Origin of the sequence: Streptomyces sp. NPDC001508 (assembly GCF_040298665.1) — a bacterium.
Classification (GTDB): Bacteria; Actinomycetota; Actinomycetes; order Streptomycetales; family Streptomycetaceae; genus Streptomyces.
Map to the genome: position 1 here is coordinate 85,743 of NZ_JBEPAP010000023.1, position 16,548 is coordinate 102,290.

Annotated in this window: 22 protein-coding genes; 13 read left to right on the top strand and 9 right to left on the bottom strand. The window is 68.6% G+C overall.

What is annotated here, in order from left to right:
- Positions 1–197: 197 nt before the first annotated feature.
- Complete coding sequence (locus ABT245_RS21675; protein WP_351735929.1) at positions 198–668, top strand: hypothetical protein; 471 nt, start codon at positions 198–200, stop codon at positions 666–668.
- Between the two features lie 108 nt (positions 669–776).
- Here the strand turns inward: ABT245_RS21675 and ABT245_RS21680 are convergent, their stop codons facing one another.
- Positions 777–968 carry a DUF397 domain-containing protein gene (locus ABT245_RS21680; protein ID WP_351735931.1) on the bottom strand — a complete coding sequence of 64 codons (192 nt, stop codon included), beginning with the start codon at positions 966–968 and terminating at the stop codon, positions 777–779.
- 8 nt (positions 969–976) lie between these two features.
- Positions 977–1,828: a helix-turn-helix domain-containing protein gene (locus tag ABT245_RS21685; RefSeq protein ID WP_351735933.1), complete on the bottom strand. Its 852-nt coding sequence runs from the start codon at positions 1,826–1,828 to the stop codon at positions 977–979.
- A 160-nt stretch (positions 1,829–1,988) separates the two neighbouring features.
- Here ABT245_RS21685 and ABT245_RS21690 point away from each other — a divergent pair, with 160 nt between their 5' ends.
- A complete protein-coding gene (locus tag ABT245_RS21690) occupies positions 1,989–2,420 on the top strand; it encodes an ATP-binding protein (protein ID WP_351735935.1) in 432 nt (143 codons plus the stop codon).
- Positions 2,421–2,428: 8 nt separating this feature from the next.
- Here the strand turns inward: ABT245_RS21690 and ABT245_RS21695 are convergent, their stop codons facing one another.
- A complete protein-coding gene (locus tag ABT245_RS21695; protein WP_351735937.1) occupies positions 2,429–2,626 on the bottom strand; it encodes a hypothetical protein in 198 nt (65 codons plus the stop codon).
- 365 nt (positions 2,627–2,991) lie between these two features.
- On the opposite strand from ABT245_RS21695, the gene ABT245_RS21700 reads away from it, so the two are divergent.
- Both ABT245_RS21700 and ABT245_RS21705 read left to right on the top strand, forming a co-directional pair.
- The gene (locus ABT245_RS21700) at positions 2,992–3,378 is read left to right on the top strand and encodes a hypothetical protein (protein WP_351735939.1); all 387 of its coding nucleotides are present in this window, start codon (positions 2,992–2,994) and stop codon (positions 3,376–3,378) included.
- 80 nt (positions 3,379–3,458) lie between these two features.
- A complete protein-coding gene (locus ABT245_RS21705) occupies positions 3,459–3,773 on the top strand; it encodes a hypothetical protein (protein ID WP_351735941.1) in 315 nt (104 codons plus the stop codon).
- A 17-nt stretch (positions 3,774–3,790) separates the two neighbouring features.
- Here ABT245_RS21705 and ABT245_RS21710 read toward each other — a convergent pair whose 3' ends face one another.
- From ABT245_RS21710 to ABT245_RS21730, 5 genes are all read right to left on the bottom strand, one after another.
- Entirely contained in the window at positions 3,791–4,138 is a 348-nt protein-coding gene (locus tag ABT245_RS21710) for a hypothetical protein (protein WP_351736004.1), read from the bottom strand.
- 65 nt (positions 4,139–4,203) lie between these two features.
- On the bottom strand, positions 4,204–4,494 hold the full coding sequence (locus ABT245_RS21715) for a hypothetical protein (RefSeq protein ID WP_351735942.1): 291 nt from the start codon (positions 4,492–4,494) through the stop codon (positions 4,204–4,206).
- 82 nt (positions 4,495–4,576) lie between these two features.
- Positions 4,577–5,176, bottom strand: coding sequence for a phage tail tube protein (locus ABT245_RS21720; RefSeq protein WP_351735943.1), 600 nt, complete (start codon positions 5,174–5,176; stop codon positions 4,577–4,579).
- Between the two features lie 125 nt (positions 5,177–5,301).
- On the bottom strand, positions 5,302–5,715 hold the full coding sequence (locus tag ABT245_RS21725) for a phage tail termination protein (protein ID WP_351735944.1): 414 nt from the start codon (positions 5,713–5,715) through the stop codon (positions 5,302–5,304).
- Between the two features lie 330 nt (positions 5,716–6,045).
- Positions 6,046–6,522: a helix-turn-helix domain-containing protein gene (locus ABT245_RS21730; protein ID WP_351735945.1), complete on the bottom strand. Its 477-nt coding sequence runs from the start codon at positions 6,520–6,522 to the stop codon at positions 6,046–6,048.
- A 242-nt stretch (positions 6,523–6,764) separates the two neighbouring features.
- Here ABT245_RS21730 and ABT245_RS21735 point away from each other — a divergent pair, with 242 nt between their 5' ends.
- The 7 genes from ABT245_RS21735 to tuf all read left to right on the top strand — a co-directional run bounded on the left by ABT245_RS21735 (position 6,765) and on the right by tuf (position 13,181).
- On the top strand, positions 6,765–7,076 hold the full coding sequence (locus tag ABT245_RS21735) for a WhiB family transcriptional regulator (protein ID WP_351735947.1): 312 nt from the start codon (positions 6,765–6,767) through the stop codon (positions 7,074–7,076).
- Positions 7,069–7,770, top strand: a complete 702-nt coding sequence (locus tag ABT245_RS21740; protein ID WP_502982160.1) for a hypothetical protein — start codon at positions 7,069–7,071, stop codon at positions 7,768–7,770. The genes ABT245_RS21735 and ABT245_RS21740 overlap by 8 nt, the downstream gene beginning before the upstream one ends.
- Complete coding sequence (locus ABT245_RS21745; protein WP_351735949.1) at positions 7,767–7,961, top strand: MerR family transcriptional regulator; 195 nt, start codon at positions 7,767–7,769, stop codon at positions 7,959–7,961. Before ABT245_RS21740 ends, ABT245_RS21745 begins: the two co-directional genes overlap by 4 nt.
- An 857-nt stretch (positions 7,962–8,818) precedes the next feature.
- The gene (rpsL, locus tag ABT245_RS21750; protein ID WP_003948652.1) at positions 8,819–9,190 is read left to right on the top strand and encodes a 30S ribosomal protein S12; all 372 of its coding nucleotides are present in this window, start codon (positions 8,819–8,821) and stop codon (positions 9,188–9,190) included.
- A gap of 2 nt (positions 9,191–9,192) precedes the next feature.
- A complete protein-coding gene (rpsG, locus tag ABT245_RS21755) occupies positions 9,193–9,663 on the top strand; it encodes a 30S ribosomal protein S7 (RefSeq protein WP_003992340.1) in 471 nt (156 codons plus the stop codon).
- A gap of 39 nt (positions 9,664–9,702) precedes the next feature.
- Positions 9,703–11,829 carry an elongation factor G gene (gene fusA / locus ABT245_RS21760; RefSeq protein ID WP_351735951.1) on the top strand — a complete coding sequence of 709 codons (2,127 nt, stop codon included), beginning with the start codon at positions 9,703–9,705 and terminating at the stop codon, positions 11,827–11,829.
- 158 nt (positions 11,830–11,987) lie between these two features.
- Positions 11,988–13,181: an elongation factor Tu gene (gene tuf, locus ABT245_RS21765; protein ID WP_351735953.1), complete on the top strand. Its 1,194-nt coding sequence runs from the start codon at positions 11,988–11,990 to the stop codon at positions 13,179–13,181.
- Positions 13,182–13,339: 158 nt separating this feature from the next.
- Here tuf and ABT245_RS21770 read toward each other — a convergent pair whose 3' ends face one another.
- Positions 13,340–13,681 carry a hypothetical protein gene (locus tag ABT245_RS21770; RefSeq protein WP_351735955.1) on the bottom strand — a complete coding sequence of 114 codons (342 nt, stop codon included), beginning with the start codon at positions 13,679–13,681 and terminating at the stop codon, positions 13,340–13,342.
- A gap of 98 nt (positions 13,682–13,779) precedes the next feature.
- Between ABT245_RS21770 and ABT245_RS21775 the strand changes: the two genes are divergently transcribed.
- Positions 13,780–14,427 carry a hypothetical protein gene (locus ABT245_RS21775; protein WP_351735957.1) on the top strand — a complete coding sequence of 216 codons (648 nt, stop codon included), beginning with the start codon at positions 13,780–13,782 and terminating at the stop codon, positions 14,425–14,427.
- Positions 14,428–14,779: 352 nt separating this feature from the next.
- A complete protein-coding gene (gene gdhA / locus ABT245_RS21780) occupies positions 14,780–16,102 on the top strand; it encodes an NADP-specific glutamate dehydrogenase (protein ID WP_351736008.1) in 1,323 nt (440 codons plus the stop codon).
- Positions 16,103–16,548: the final 446 nt, after the last annotated feature.

Below are 16,548 nucleotides of genomic sequence, written 5' to 3' on the forward strand. Positions count from 1 at the left end.
GGGGGCCTCGTCAAGTTCCTGAAGGGTGCCGCCCCGATTCACCGAGGTCGGCCGGAGCCGCGGGAGCCGGTGCGCACGGTCGTGCTGGTGGTGTATGACCGCAGGAAGCCGAGTCGGGCCAGGACGGGAAAGCTCGCGGACATCGATCTGTCCGACGAGTGGGGCGGCGTGAAGGCGTTCTGGGGTACCGGGTTCGCATGCATCGGCCTGGGGCACTACGTCACGATGTCGGTCATAGTGGCTGGCTGTGCCGGCCCACCCGGTGGCGGGACATCGCGGGCACGAACAAGGAGCGCACGGTTTCCGCGGCCTTCGTCTCCGACTCCGGCCACGTGGTCTGGGGCACGACTCCGAAGGACGACTACGTGTACTACCTGCGCGCCGCCGGCGCACCGGTGTGCCAGACGGACACCGCGCTCGCCGCCGCACCGCTTCCCCGGCCGTCCCGGTACTTCCCGAAGGCACACACCTCACATCTGGGCATCGCGGCGGTCGGCGCGCTCCTCTCCGTCCCCTGCCTGCTGGGTGTCGTCCCGCACTGGGCCGGCATGCTGCTGGGTGTGCTCTCGGGGGCCGTGGGGCTCCTCGCGGGGATGACGATGGGCGGAGTGGGAGTGGACCAGGAACCGTGGACCGTACGCACGACATCGCATCCGTCACTGCGGTAGGCGCCCGCTACGGACGGGCAGGCGCCAGATCGCACCCGGCTCGCGCCACGTCGTGCAGCACGCTGCCGCCGGTGAGGAGGGTGTCCAGTGCCATGTCCTGGGCGCCGGTCACTGTGGGGGCAAGGGGTGTTCCAGGGCTTCGGTGAACTTCGTCCAGGCCGACCGGCTCACCGTGGCCCAGGGCAGCAGCGGGTGCTTGGAGTCGCGGATTGCGATCAGGGGGCCGGTCTCCGCTATCTCCACGCAGGCGTTGCCGGAATCCTCGGAGTACGAGGACTTGCGCCACCGTGGCTGGGACAAGGGGCACCTCACAGGTCATGGGTGACCTCGCGGATGAGGTCTCTCGACTTCGTCGGATTCAACGCCAGCTGTTCGACCAAGTCCAGCCGTCGGCGGAAGTTGGCCAGTTGCGTCGGTGAGTCGAAGAAGACCGCGCCGCTCCGGGAGTCAACCTCGACCGTGTCCAGACGAGGGCTGGCAGCGTAGACGTACATCATCGTGTCGCCGGCCATGGGGAAGCCCCCAGCGGTGAAAGGGATCACGAGCAGACGGACGTTGGGGCGTTCGCTCTCCTCCAGCAGCCGTTGCAGCTGTGCTCTGGCTACCTGGCGGCCACCCGTCTGCATGCGGAGCGCCGCCTCGTGCACCAGACCGACATACGGCGCTGTCGGCTCGTTGCCGATGACGGTGTGCCGTGCCATGCGCTGCGCGATCCTCAACTCGACCTCCAGACGCGGCAATGCGGGGACGAAGAGGTCGAAGAGGGCTCGGGCGTGCTCCTCGGTCTGGAAGGGACCGGGGATGTGGATGGTCTGAAGGGTGCGCAGGGCCGTGGCGTGGTGTTCCAGCTCCGCCACGTCCAGGAAGTCCGGCGGGATCTTGCCCCGGTACTCGTCCCACCAGCCCTTTGGACGCCCGCCCGTCATCGTGGCGAGGGCGTCGATCAGTTCGGCGTCGTCGCACTCGTAGATGCTCGCGAGCCGCCGCAGCCGTTCCTCGCTGATGCCGAAGCGCCCTGCCTCGATGTTGGAGATCATCGTCCGGTCCGCGCCGAGGCGCTCGCCCGCGACCGGTGCCGACATGCCGATCGCCTCGCGCAGCCTGCGCAACTCGGCTCCGAAACGCCGCTGACGGACGGTGGGGGTGGGGCGGGGTGCCATGCATCAACTCCTCTGTTCGCGCGCACAGTTTGCCCACCTTCGGGGCACCCGTCCACTCGATCAGAGAACAGCACTCGTTCTAGTGAGTTCAGTAGCACGCGTTTTAGAGATGCCAGTAGCGTGTGTTTTAGATCACTCCTCGACTCCCGTGAGGTGAACGATGGACCCCTGCTGTTTCGACACCACCCCCACCCGCGTCGGCTGGGACGTCTCCGCCCTCGATCCGCTCCGGCCCGTCGCCGAGGCTCGGTACCGGACGCGGGTGTGGGTTCAAGAGCGGTGGGGGCTGGGGGAGTTGGCCGATTCCGTCGAGTTGGCCGTCGGGGAGCTGTGTGCCAATGCCGTACGGCACGGGGGTGGGCTCGCCGGGCTGGAGCTGGTGTTGGGCGCCGGGCGGCGGTTCGCGCTGCCGTCGCTTCGGGTGGTGGTGGTCGATCGGGAGCCCGCGCGGGTGCCTCAACTCACCGTCAGCAGCGACCCGTTGGTGGAGAGCGGGAGGGGGCTGCGGCTGGTCGAGGCGGTGTCGCGGCGGTGGGGGTGGCATCGGGCGGGATGCGGCGAGAAGTCGGTGTGGAGCACGTTCGCCGTGTGAGCCAGGGACTATGGGCGGCTTCGGCGGGCTTCCGTCAGGGCGTCCGTCCAGCCGGCCACGTAGGCGCGCGACTCGCGGGTGAGCAGTTCCTCGTACAGCCGGTCGAGCAGTGCCTCGCGGTCGGGCGCGGGGGAGTGCAGGAGGTGGGCGAGGCGGGAGTAGGTGTCGATCGGCTGGTGCGGGGAGTTGCTCGTGCCAGTCGCCATGGCGTCGTCCTGCTTTCCGGTCTGTCCGCTGGGCTGGTGGTACAGGTGTGCTCCTGACGCGTTCGAAGCGTCTGTTCGAACTAGTGTACGAGTAGCCTCGTGGTGTCGCTCCGTGTTTGCCGAAGGCGATTGGTTCCACTCTCTGTTGCCGCCCGGTCCGGACCTGCGGAGATGCTGGGGGTGCGGTGGATGTTGTGTCAGGTTCGTGGAGTAGGATCCCGCCGTTCTCCCGTCGGTGAATCGACAGTGAACGGTGTGGCCTGACAACGGACCTGAGGGCCTGTCATGCGACGGCGGACGGCGACCGGGCGGCCGTCCTCGCGCTGGGGGCGCGATGGGGCAGGTACGAGAGCAAGGCCTATGGGGTGGACGGGGACGCGGGCGACGCGCGGCAACGGCACGGGATCGACTGGCTCGAACAAGCCGCTGATCTGCCACATCTCATCGCTCGTCTCTCCGAGCTGGTCCTGAGCCTCGGTTACCAGCCCGGGGATCTGGTGATCCTGCCGCGTGGTGAGCTCGACCGGCGTGAGACGGCCGCGTACAGCGCAGGCTGGGCCGATGTGGTCGAGGAGCAGATTCCGGTCGTACGGCGGGCGTACGAACAGCGGATCACCGCCGCCTATCTACAGGGGCAGAGGACGCTCGGACCGGGCGGCCGCCTCGGCCGGACCGACGGCCGGAAGGGAAGCAGGGCGGTGAGGTCATTCCGCTGCCCTACGTCCAACTTCTGCGTCCTCCATCCGAATTGACGCGGGTGGAGCAGCGCGGGGATCGGGAGCGGTCGGTCGCGGACGGGACGCCGTGGGACGACGGCGTCGGCGATGGCGATATGGACGGTACGGAGGCCGGGCCCGGGAACGACACCCTGCTGTCCGCGCGTGAAGTGCGGGAGAAGCGGGTGTCACCGGCCGCCGCCGAACGGCGTTCGGTCGTACGGCGGAACGGGCGGCCCAGTGTGCCTCCGCTGACCCGGGACGGTTCGGGCGGCGGAGGCCGGGACAAGGGGCGTCGGGCGGGTGCGGGGGATCGGGGGCACCAGGAGCAGACCGAAGCGCCGTCGTCCGGCAGCTGGCTCTCGGACAAGGCCCGGGCCCTCGCGGACGAGCTGGAGGACCGGGCCCCGAGTCGGCGCCGGGACGAGTAGAGCGCCGTACAGCATGGTCAGCCGAAGAAACGGGCCAGCTGTACGGCCGACGGTGCCGAGTCGGAGGGGGCCGGGTCCGTTTTTGGGGGTTGTTCGGCCGGGGGTGCCTCGTCGTCGTACGACGGCCTCGGTACCGGTGCCGGTGGCTCCGGCTGGTCGCCCTCCTCCGAGTTCACGCACGCGAACATCCAGTTCGCGGCGGCCAGATGGTCCACCGCGGCGGCGAGGAGATGGTCGGAGACCGACCACTCGGCGGCCTCGCCGTGCAGTTCCCTGTTCAGCGCGCTGTCGCGCGGCAGGTGCTTGACGAGCAGTGCGAGCCGCCGTGCGGTCAGCGTCTCGCGGTGCCAGTCGAGCAGGTCGATGCCGTAGTAGCGGAGCAGGTCCGCTTCGAGGGCCTCGGCGTGTTCGTCGACGAACCCGACGAGGCTCAGCCTTCCCCCAGGCCGAGCCCGGTCTCCTTGCCGTAGGCCTCCAGGATGGCGGCGATGTCCTGCATGGTGACCTCGTGCTGCTCGAAGCGGGCGAACTGCTTCTCGCCGAGCAGCAGGCGCAGCAGCCCGTCCACGTCGTTGTCGTCGAGCTTGCGCAGGGCCTTCGCGGTCGCGCGGGTCAGCTCGGTGGGCAGGGTGTAGCTTTCGCTGTCGAGTTCGAACGACCAGGTACGGCCGAGGGCTTCGAGGCGCTGGGCGCGGGCGGCGTTGACGTCGAAACGGGCCATGCGTGCTCCTTGATCAGAGACAGGGGTGGCTGGTACGGGTCCGGAGTGGGGCAGACGGGTGCGCCGGCCCCACCCCGGCGGGTCAGGACGCGGCGTATGCCGGGTCCTTCATCACGAAGCCGGCCAGTGCCGAGCCGTCGGCGGAGGCCATCGCCGTGAAGGTGATGCCGAGCTGGACCGCCGACTTGCGCGCCAGCTTGATGTCGTCCGCCGCGGTGACCTGGCCGCGCGGGATGCCGAAGCGGTAGGTGACGGTGGTGCCGTTGCTCGCCTTGACGTCCGTGAACTCCAGGCCGAGGGCGCGCGCGTCGGCGAACGGGCGGTCGGCGATGTCGTACGTGTAGACGTCGCTCGATCCGGTCGCCGCGGCGACCGAGCCGCCGCCCATGAAGAACGGCAGCGTGTCCTCGTTGAACTGCATCAGCGAGAACTTCAGCGTCAGGTCGCGGTCCGAGTACACGAAGTGCACCGGGCTGACGGCCTGCCACACGTCGACCGGCTCCAGCTTGTCCTTCTTGGAGAAGGTGACGCCGTCACCGGAGGTGAAGCCGAGGTTCTTCCAGCTCGCCCAGTCGGTGGAGGTGTCGTCGGAGAAGGTCGTCGGAACGGCGGTGCCGCTGGTGGCGACGTACAGACGGCCTACGCCGGCGATGCGGATCTCGGAGGAGTTGGTTCCTGCCATGGTTGTTTCTCCTTGTTCGATATCGGTGTGGGTGAGTGCCGTACTCGGTGGTGGTCCGGGTACGACGAAGGCCCCGCCGGGGTGGCGGGGCCTTCGGTCTGTGGGGTGCAGGCGCTTCGCGTCCGTCAGTAGACGTCCACGGACAGCTTCGTCAGGCTGACGTAGCGGTTGGCGGCCGAGTAGAGGTAGTCGGGCAGCCAGCGCGGGCCGTCCTGTTCCTCCACGTCCGTGACGAGGTTCGTGCCGTACTGCTTGTTGGCCATGGACAGCAGAACCTGACGGGCGTCGTTGGCCAGGACGTGTGCGGCCTGCTTCGTCGGGCCGTACACCTCCAGCTCGATGACCGGATGGTCGACGTGGAGTTCGCCGACCCAGGCGCCGCCGCGGCGGTTCACGAAGACGGCGGCGCTCGTGCCGTTGAAGCCGGACGGCGCCTGTACGGCGACGGTCGCGCCGGAGAGCCGCGAATCGTCCTTCAGGACGTCGACGATCATCGCCTCGACGTCGGGGAACGATGCCGGTGGGGTGGGTGTGGTCATGCCGGATCACCTCGGGGCAGCGGTTGGATGCGTGCGGAGGCGGCGGGATGCGGTGAGCCGGTGTGTGGCCGTCCTGCGGGCACAGCTCCGCCGCTGCACCAACTGTGACATAGATGCGTGCGCGCGCGCAACTAAATCGGGGATCCGTTGTGGACGACGATTGAGCGAGGCGGGGGAGAGGGGGGGGCCTCGGGCCGGGGGGAGGGGCCTCGCGCGTGCGGGCGCAGGGCTCACGGCGGTTCGCGCCGGGCCGGCGCCGCTCCCGTAGGCGCACCCGTCGGTCCACGGGTGCCCTCGATGGCGCGGTCGGCGGTGGTGGTGCGGTGGAGCTCAGTCGGCGGTGGTGGTGTCCGCCAGTGGCCGGGTGTCCTCGTCGTGCTCCATGGCCGGCGGCACGTCGTTGGGCAGGAACTGCTCCACCACCCGCACGAACATCTCCCGTCGGTCCGCCGGCACTCCCAGCAGGTCGGCCACCTCCTCCAGTGTGGGTCGGCGGCCCAGCTCCGCGCCGGGTGCCGGGGAGGTCAAGCAGTCGTGCGGGTCGGCCAGTTCCTCCGCCGTCAAGCGGCCGGAGCGGATGAGCATCTCCCGGACCGGAACTCCCAGCACGCGGGCAAGCCTGCGCGTGGTCTCCAGGTCCGGCATGCTCTGGCGCTGCAACAGGCGGGTGACGGCGGCCCGGTGGACCCCTGCCTCGTCCGCCATCCGCGACTTGCCGCCGCCGCGTGGGCTGTCGATGTCGTATCCGCGTTCGCGCATCAGGCCTTCGACCCATGCGGCGAACGCGTCCAGATCCTGGCTGGTCATCTGAGGGCTCGCTTCCTTTGGAGTGCGGCAACTTTAGCTTGCTTGCGCGCACGGAATTACGTGCTCTCGTGCAGGCATCAAGGGGAATTGGCGCAACAGGGGAGTTTTGGTACAGATGATGATGGAGGTGTTCGGATCTTTCGAAAAGGTCACTGGCATATTTGTTGCGAGCGCGCGCGCAATCTGTAAGTCTGGTGGCGCTTACCTCACCCAGCCACACCGGAGCCACCCTGGGAGGCCCTATGTCCGTCACCGGCTCGTGCCCGCCGCCGGAACGCAGAGAACCCGCCGCCTGGCAGGCCGCGGCCGCCTGTGCCGGGCTTCCGACCCGGGTCGTCTTCTCGAAGAAGGTCAAGGAGGCCGCCCCCGCGCTGCAGGCCTGCGCCCGCTGCCCGGTCCGGCGCGCCTGCGAGGAGACCGTCGCCCCCGCCGACAACTGGTTCGACGGCGTCTGCGGCGGCCGCCTCTGGCGCCGGGGTCGTCCGGTCCAGATACCCGCCCTTCTCCTCCCGGTCATGCAGGGTGTCCTGCGTCGCGGAGGCTCCGTTGCCTGACCCGTGCCCGCCGCCCGACCACCGGCCCCTCGCACACTCGCCTTCCGAAGACCGCCCCGCCGACAACGCCGCCCTCTGGATCGGCCTGCTTCTCCAGCAGTTCCCCGAGCTGACCATCGAGCTGGCCCCCGGCCGCGCCACCCCGGCCCACCGGCCGACGCCCGCCCCGCCCCCCGCGGACCTCGCCGACCGGCTTCGTGAGGAGCGCGCCGAGGCCCTGCTCCTCCAGCAGGCCCACGGACTCGTCGCCCCCGGCCCCGGTGCCGCGCCCCTGCGCCTGCACATCTCCGACACCATCCGCGACATCACCGACGGCGTGATCGAGTTGGAGGAAGCGGTACGGGACCGGCTCGGGCTGCCCCGCGTGCGCCGCGCCTCGGTGCCCGAGCGGCTGCGTCGGATCGTCGGCCTCCTCGACAGCATCGCCGCCGACCCCGTGCTCGCCGCCCACGTCCGGGACGAGACCCGCCGGATGGCCCGGCGTTGCGCCCGTGCCCTGGGCGACACCGAGACCGTCGTCCGTGTCTCCGGGCGCTGCCCCTGGTGCGACTCCGTCTCGCTGCGCGCCTTCCCGGACCGTGCCGCCGTGCTCTGCGTCAACCCGGCCTGCCGCTGCACCGACCCGGACTGCGGCTGCCACGACGACCCGGCCTGCCGGCACACCTGGGACGAGGGGGAGTGGAGCCACCGATGAAGACACAGAGCCTGCCCACGCTCGTCCCCGGGCCCCTCGCCGCCCAGGAGGCCGGTGTCGCCCCGGCGACCATCCGCAAGTGGGTTCAGCTGGGCCGCCTCAAGGCCGCCGGCAAGGCGGGCCGGGCGGCGCTGTTCCGCCTGGAGGACGTCTTCGCGGCGGAGCGTGCGGCGACCCGCCGGGCCAGGTAAGCCCGTACGGCGGGGCCGCCGCTCCAGGGGCCGCCACCCCAGCCGCCCCCGCCTTACGGACTCCCCCGCTCGGAGATCACGTAGTGCGCGTACCACCCCGAGGCCACCGCCGCCGTTCCGAAGAACACCGCCAGGCTCGGCCACTTCGCCTCGTCATCGCCGCCGCCGGGGCCAGGAGCAGCGGAAGGACCGGGAGCAGACAGCGCGCGGGGTGTTGCCGCACAACTGCTGGGTGCCGAGACAAGGACGGGGCCCGGGGGAGGCGGAAGGGGCTCGGCGGTCTTTCGGCGGCCGGCGCGGTGTCGCTCGGAGCCGTGCTTGTGATCGTCAAGCCCCCTGAGAAACGCCGTGAGGAGTGCCGCGCGTGGTCATCGGGCGGCTGCGGGTCCGTTGTGGTTGATCGCGCCCACGCGGCGGAGCCGCACAGTGACACAGCCCCGCGCCCCTGTCGTCCGTCGGGGCGCTGTAATGAACCGGCGATCAGAAGACCGGATCGGCGTCGTACAGCCGCCCAATCGATCCTCGTCGGTCCGCGTCCACTACCGTTCGCGTGTCGTTCGCCTTCGTGGTATATCGGAATCGGATCTCAAAACCGCAGCTCAGCACCTCCGCAGCCGGTCCCGCACCTATTGTTTTGACCGAAGTGACTGCGCTGGGTACGCTCAGACCTTGTGCCTGGGGTGTGCCCTGGCTCTCGTGCGTGCCTTCAACCGCATGGCGAGCCGACACCGGCCACCGTAACTCTGCGACCTTTTCGCCGCGCGGCGGGAGTCCGCGGGATTCGACACACCCGACCGCGTGGGTCGGAGGCGTTCCAGGTTAGCTGTACACATCGGCACACAGAAACCGGAGAAGTAGTGCCTACGATCCAGCAGCTGGTCCGCAAGGGCCGGCAGGACAAGGTCGAGAAGAACAAGACGCCCGCACTCGAGGGGTCACCTCAGCGTCGTGGCGTCTGCACGCGCGTGTTCACGACCACCCCGAAGAAGCCGAACTCGGCCCTGCGTAAGGTCGCGCGTGTGCGTCTGACCAGCGGCATCGAGGTCACCGCCTACATTCCGGGTGAGGGACACAACTTGCAGGAGCACTCCATCGTGCTCGTGCGCGGCGGCCGTGTGAAGGACCTGCCGGGTGTTCGCTACAAGATCATCCGTGGCTCCCTCGACACCCAGGGTGTCAAGAACCGCAAGCAGGCCCGCAGCCGTTACGGCGCCAAGAAGGAGAAGTAAGAATGCCTCGTAAGGGCCCCGCCCCGAAGCGCCCGGTCATCATCGACCCGGTTTACGGCTCCCCTCTGGTGACCTCCCTGATCAACAAGGTGCTGCTGAACGGCAAGCGCTCCACCGCCGAGCGCATCGTCTACGGCGCCATGGAGGGTCTGCGTGAGAAGACGGGCAACGACCCGATCATCACGCTGAAGCGCGCGCTTGAGAACATCAAGCCGACCCTTGAGGTCAAGTCCCGCCGTGTCGGTGGTGCGACGTACCAGGTTCCGATCGAGGTCAAGCCCGGCCGTGCCAACACCCTGGCGCTGCGCTGGCTCGTCGGTTACTCCCGCGCCCGTCGCGAGAAGACCATGACCGAGCGTCTCCTCAACGAGCTTCTCGACGCCTCCAACGGCCTCGGTGCGGCCGTGAAGAAGCGCGAGGACACCCACAAGATGGCCGAGTCCAACAAGGCCTTCGCGCACTACCGCTGGTAGTCGCTACCCACATCGAGACCGAGAGAAGACTGAAGCCTTATGGCTACCACTTCACTTGACCTGGCCAAGGTGCGCAATATCGGCATCATGGCCCACATCGACGCGGGCAAGACGACCACCACCGAGCGGATCCTGTTCTACACCGGCGTTTCGTACAAGATCGGTGAGGTCCACGACGGCGCCGCCACCATGGACTGGATGGAGCAGGAGCAGGAGCGTGGCATCACGATCACCTCTGCTGCCACCACCTGTCACTGGCCGCTGGAAGACGTCGACCACACCATCAACATCATCGACACCCCGGGCCACGTCGACTTCACGGTCGAGGTGGAGCGCTCCCTGCGCGTTCTCGACGGTGCCGTGACGGTGTTCGACGGCGTCGCCGGCGTTGAGCCGCAGTCCGAGACGGTGTGGCGTCAGGCGGACCGCTACGGCGTCCCGCGCATCTGCTTCGTCAACAAGCTCGACCGCACCGGTGCCGAGTTCCACCGCTGTGTCGACATGATCAGCGACCGCCTGGGCGCGCAGCCGATCGTCATGCAGCTCCCGATCGGTGCCGAGGCCGACTTCCAGGGCGTCGTGGACCTGGTCCGCATGAAGGCGCTCGTGTGGTCCGCCGAGGCCACCAAGGGCGAGATGTACGACGTCGTCGACATCCCGGCCACCCACACCGAGGCTGCCGAGGAGTACCGCGGCAAGCTGCTCGAGGCCGTCGCCGAGAACGACGAAGAGCTGATGGAGCTGTACCTGGAGGGCGAGGAGCCCACCGAGGAGCAGCTGTACGCGGCCGTCCGTCGTATCACCATCGCGTCCGGCAAGGGCACCGGCACCACCGTCACCCCGGTGTTCTGCGGTACCGCGTTCAAGAACAAGGGCGTCCAGCCCCTGCTCGACGCGGTCGTGCGCTACCTCCCCTCGCCCCTGGACGTCGAGGCCATCGAGGGCCACGACGTCAAGGACCCCGAGGTGATCATCAAGCGCAAGCCGTCCGAGGACGAGCCGCTGTCCGCGCTGGCGTTCAAGATCATGAGCGACCCGCACCTGGGCAAGCTCACCTTCGTCCGCGTGTACTCCGGCCGCCTGGAGTCCGGCACCGCCGTGCTCAACTCGGTCAAGGGCCGCAAGGAGCGCATCGGCAAGATCTACCGTATGCACGCCAACAAGCGTGAGGAGATCGAGTCGGTGGGCGCCGGCGACATCGTCGCCGTCATGGGCCTGAAGCAGACCACCACCGGTGAGACGCTGAGCGACGAGAAGAACCCGGTGATCCTGGAGTCCATGGACTTCCCGGCGCCGGTCATCGAGGTCGCGATCGAGCCCAAGTCCAAGGGCGACCAGGAGAAGCTGGGTGTCGCCATCCAGCGTCTCGCGGAGGAGGACCCCTCCTTCCAGGTGCACACCAACGAGGAGACCGGCCAGACCGTCATCGGCGGCATGGGCGAGCTGCACCTGGAGGTGCTGGTCGACCGCATGCGTCGTGAGTTCAAGGTCGAGGCCAACGTCGGCAAGCCGCAGGTCGCGTACCGCGAGACCATCCGCAAGGCCGTCGAGAAGGTCGAGTACACCCACAAGAAGCAGACGGGTGGTACGGGCCAGTTCGCCCGCGTCATCATCGCGATCGAGCCGATCGAGGGCGGCGACGCCTCGTACGAGTTCGTGAACAAGGTGACCGGTGGCCGTATCCCGAAGGAGTACATCCCTTCGGTCGACGCCGGTGCGCAGGAGGCCATGCAGTTCGGCATCCTGGCGGGCTACGAGATGACCGGTGTACGGGTCACCCTGCTCGACGGTGCCTACCACGAGGTCGACTCCTCCGAACTCGCGTTCAAGATCGCCGGCTCGCAGGCCTTCAAGGAGGCCGCGCGCAAGGCCAGCCCGGTACTGCTCGAACCGATGATGGCCGTCGAGGTCACCACGCCCGAGGACTACATGGGTGAGGTCATCGGCGACATCAACTCCCGCCGTGGTCAGATCCAGGCCATGGAGGAGCGGGCCGGTGCCCGCGTCGTCAAGGGCCTCGTGCCCCTGTCGGAGATGTTCGGCTACGTCGGCGACCTCCGCAGCAAGACGTCGGGTCGCGCAAGCTACTCGATGCAGTTCGACTCCTACGCCGAGGTTCCGCGGAACGTCGCCGAGGAGATCATCGCGAAGGCCAAGGGCGAGTAACGCACCCCGTTCACACGCCGTAGGCTTGACTCCGGAGCCTCCAGGGGCATACCCCCGCAAACGCGGACGGAATGCCCCCGGGTTCCGGGCCTTTACAGCAAAGATCACCTGGCGCCGATGAAGTAAGGCGTACAGAACCACTCCACAGGAGGACCCCAGTGGCGAAGGCGAAGTTCGAGCGGACTAAGCCGCACGTCAACATCGGCACCATCGGTCACATCGACCACGGTAAGACGACCCTCACGGCCGCCATTACCAAGGTGCTGCACGACAAGTACCCGGACCTGAACGAGGCCTCGGCCTTCGACCAGATCGACAAGGCTCCTGAGGAGCGTCAGCGCGGTATCACCATCTCCATCGCGCACGTCGAGTACCAGACGGAGGCGCGCCACTACGCCCACGTCGACTGCCCGGGTCACGCGGACTACATCAAGAACATGATCACCGGTGCCGCGCAGATGGACGGCGCCATCCTGGTGGTCGCCGCCACCGACGGCCCGATGCCGCAGACCAAGGAGCACGTGCTCCTGGCCCGCCAGGTCGGCGTTCCGTACATCGTCGTCGCCCTGAACAAGGCCGACATGGTGGACGACGAGGAGATCCTTGAGCTCGTCGAGCTCGAGGTCCGTGAACTCCTCTCCGAGTACGAGTTCCCGGGCGACGACGTTCCGGTCGTCAAGGTCTCGGCGCTCAAGGCCCTTGAGGGCGACAAGGAGTGGGGCCAGTCGGTCCTGGACCTGATGGACGCCGTCGACAGCGCGATTCCGGAGCCGGAGCGCGACATCGACAAGCCGTTCCTGATGCCGATCGAGGACGTCTTCACCATCACCGGTCGCGGTACGGTCGTCACCGGCCGTATCGAGCGTGGTGTCCTCAAGGTCAACGAGACCGTCGACATCATCGGCATCAAGACCGAGAAGACCACCACCACGGTCACCGGCATCGAGATGTTCCGCAAGCTGCTCGACGAGGGCCAGGCCGGTGAGAACGTCGGTCTGCTCCTCCGCGGCATCAAGCGCGAGGACGTCGAGCGCGGCCAGGTCATCATCAAGCCGGGCTCGGTCACCCCGCACACCGAGTTCGAGGCGCAGGCCTACATCCTCTCCAAGGACGAGGGTGGCCGCCACACGCCGTTCTTCAACAACTACCGTCCGCAGTTCTACTTCCGTACGACGGACGTGACCGGCGTCGTGACCCTCCCCGAGGGCACCGAGATGGTCATGCCGGGTGACAACACCGAGATGAAGGTGGAACTCATCCAGCCCATCGCCATGGAAGAGGGCCTGAAGTTCGCCATCCGTGAGGGTGGCCGGACGGTGGGCGCCGGCCAGGTCACCAAGATCAACAAGTGATCTCGGGCTGACCCGGTAGGTCTCTGAGAGGCCCGTACGACTCCGGTCGTACGGGCCTCTCGGCGTTCCGGCGACTCGTCGCCGCGTTGACTGCGTGGGCGTTGGGACGGCTGCGTCGGCTGCCGTGGGCTGCGTGGGCTGCGTCGGCGCTCAGGGGGTCACTGCGCCCCCCGTTGGCGCGGGTCTCGTGTGTCCTCTGTCTTCACCGCGTCGTTGACCTTCTTCGCCAGTTCGTCGTCGAGCTTCTTGAACTCGCGCACCACCGTGTCCGACATGTCGGCGAGGGCGTCCAGTTGCTGCGTGATGTCCTCGCGCCCGTCCTCCCAGTTCGACTCGAAGTCGTCGAGGGCGTCGTTGACCTTGCCGTCGCCGATGTCGTCCTTGTAGCTCTCGAAGAGCTTCTTGGTGTGGTTCAGGCGGGTCTTGATCGAGCGCAGCCGCCGGCCGTAGTCCTCCAACTCGGTCAGCGGGAGCGAGAGGTCGCTCTTGCCCTTGCCCATGCGTCCGTCCCCCGTTCTCGGTTCTCGTAGGCTGGGCCGCACCGTACAACAGCATGCTGCCCGGACGAGTGATCGACTGAACGGGGGACACGACAGCCATGGCCCGCTACATGGAGACGCTCACCGTCGAGCGCGGCGGCTTCCGCATCAAGGTGCCGGAGTCGTGGTGGGAGTTCGACGTACGCCCGGAGTCACGTGACGACTCGATCCGGCGCATGGTGAACGAGCGGATCGAGCAGCACCCGGAGCTGGCCCCGTACCGCGACACGTACACCGGTTTCCTGCGGAAGGCCGCGGCCGATGCCTGGAAGTCCGGCGCGCTGTACTGCGGCTGCATGGCCGAGAGCTTCGGCGGTGACACCCCGATCACCGGTTCGGTCACCGTCTCCCTGGTCGGCGGACGTACCGGCGAGGGCGCGCCTCTGCCGAGCGACCCCGCCACGATCGCCTCCCAACTCGCCGTCAAGGAAGCGAGGAAGCCCGGCGACTCCTGGCGCAAGGTGACGACCGTCGAGCTGCCCGGGGTCGGCCCGGCCGCCCGCACCCACGGCATCGAGGACATCCCCGTCCCGGGCGACAGCCTCAACCGCACCGTACGGGCCGTGCTGATGCAGACGTACATCCCGGTCCCCGGGCAGGAGGGCAAGGTGGCCCTCGTCGCCGGCAGCAGCCAGGTCCTCGACCTGGCCGACTCCTTCTTCGACATCTTCGACGCGATCACCTCGACGTTCCGCTTCGCGGACTGAGCCGCTCGACGGCGCGGGTCTCAGATCGCGGACAGCCGTGGCAGGGAGACTGGCCTTCGCGTTTACACAGAGGTAACACTGAGGTGCCGGCCGCCCCTGGACATTCGCTCCGGGGCGGCCCCAGTCCTGCGCGCGGCAACGGCGCCGAGCGCTCGCCACCGGTGTGTACCGGTAGTAGCCGTGCCCGGAAGGGAACCACGTGACGACCCGATCCGAAACGAGCATCTCGCCGACTTCGCCGACTTCGCCGACTTCGCCGACTTCGCCGACTTCGCCGACTTCGCCGACTTCGCCGACTTCGCCGACTTCGCCGACTTCGCCGTCCTCGTCGTCCTCGTCGTCCGCACTCGACATCCTGCGGACCGAGATCGAACACCGCAATCCGGCCCAATCCGAGTTCCACCAGGCCGTCCGCGAGGTGCTGGAGACGCTCGCTCCGGTGCTCGCGGCCCGCCCGGAGTACGCGGAGCCGGGACTCGTCGAGCGGCTGTGCGAGCCGGAGCGGCAGATCATCTTCCGGGTGCCATGGCAGGACGATCACGGCCGGGTCCACGTCAACCGCGGTTTCCGCGTCGAGTTCAACAGCGCGCTCGGCCCGTACAAGGGGGGCCTGCGCTTCCACCCGACGGTGAACCTCGGCATCGTGAAGTTCCTCGGTTTCGAGCAGATCTTCAAGAACGCGCTCACCGGGCTCGGCATCGGCGGCGGCAAGGGCGGCAGCGACTTCGACCCGCACGGCCGCAGTGACACGGAGGTCATGCGGTTCTGCCAGTCGTTCATGACGGAGCTGCACCGGCACATCGGTGAGCACACGGACGTTCCGGCGGGTGACATCGGCGTGGGCAGCCGTGAGATCGGTTACCTGTTCGGCCAGTACCGGCGGATCACCAACCGCTGGGAGTCCGGCGTCCTCACCGGCAAGGGTTCGCTGTGGGGTGGTTCCCTGATCCGGCCGGAGGCGACCGGGTACGGGAACGTGCTGTTCGCCGCGGAGATGCTGCGCGAGCGGGGCGAGGACCTGGAAGGTCTGTCGGCGGTCGTCTCCGGCTCGGGAAACGTCGCGATCTACACCATAGAGAAGCTCCTCGCCCTCGGCGCGAACCCGCTGACCTGCTCGGACTCCAGCGGGTACGCGGTCGACGACAAGGGCATCGACCTGGATCTGCTCAAGCAGGTCAAGGAGGTCGAACGCGGCCGGATCAGTACCTACGTCGAGCGCCGGGGCGCGTCCGCGCGGTTTGTGCCCGGCGGACGGGTCTGGGAGGTGCCGGCCGATGTCGCGCTGCCGTCGGCGACGCAGAACGAGCTGAACGAGAACGACGCGGCCGCCCTCGTACGCAACGGTGTGAAGGCGGTGTCGGAGGGCGCGAACATGCCGACGACACCCGAGGCCGTGCACCTGCTCCAGCGCGCGGGGGTGGCCTTCGGCCCCGGCAAGGCGGCGAACGCGGGCGGGGTCGCGGTCAGCGCCCTGGAGATGGCACAGAACGCGTCGCGCACCGCGTGGACGGCCGCCCGTGTCGAGGAGGAACTGGCCCGCATCATGCGGGACATCCACACCACCTGCCATCAGACCGCCGAACGCTACGGCCTCCCCGGCGACTATGTGACCGGCGCGAACATCGCCGGCTTCGAGAGGGTCGCCGACGCGATGCTGGCACAGGGCGTCATCTGACACGACCGCCACGACGCCCGCCCCGCCCCTGCGGGCGGGCGGTGGTTGTCCGTGACGGCGGTGAGGTTGAGCCGCGCCCCGCCTGCCCCTGCGGGCGGGCGGGTTACCCGACCGCCCCGGAGAACTCGCCGCGGCGGGGCGAACGAGGGCGGCGTCCGCCTCGGTGCCGCCGAGGAGGGTGCGCTTCACCTTGCGGGGATCGCCGCGTGGAGCGGCCGACCGGAATCGTCGGTGAAGGGCTGGACCGGGTGGTGTCGACGCAGAGTGCCCGGACCGCGCCCCGGGGGCCGGCGGGTCTGCGGCCACGCATCCGTTCTGGTGGCGGCTCGACGCGGTGGCAGCCGACGAGGATGCCGGGCGGCAGTGGGCCCGTGCAGATCGATCGCGTGCTGCGGGCGGGCGGCCGGTTTCCGGGCCGGTCGACCCTCACGGTGACCGCTGCGCGG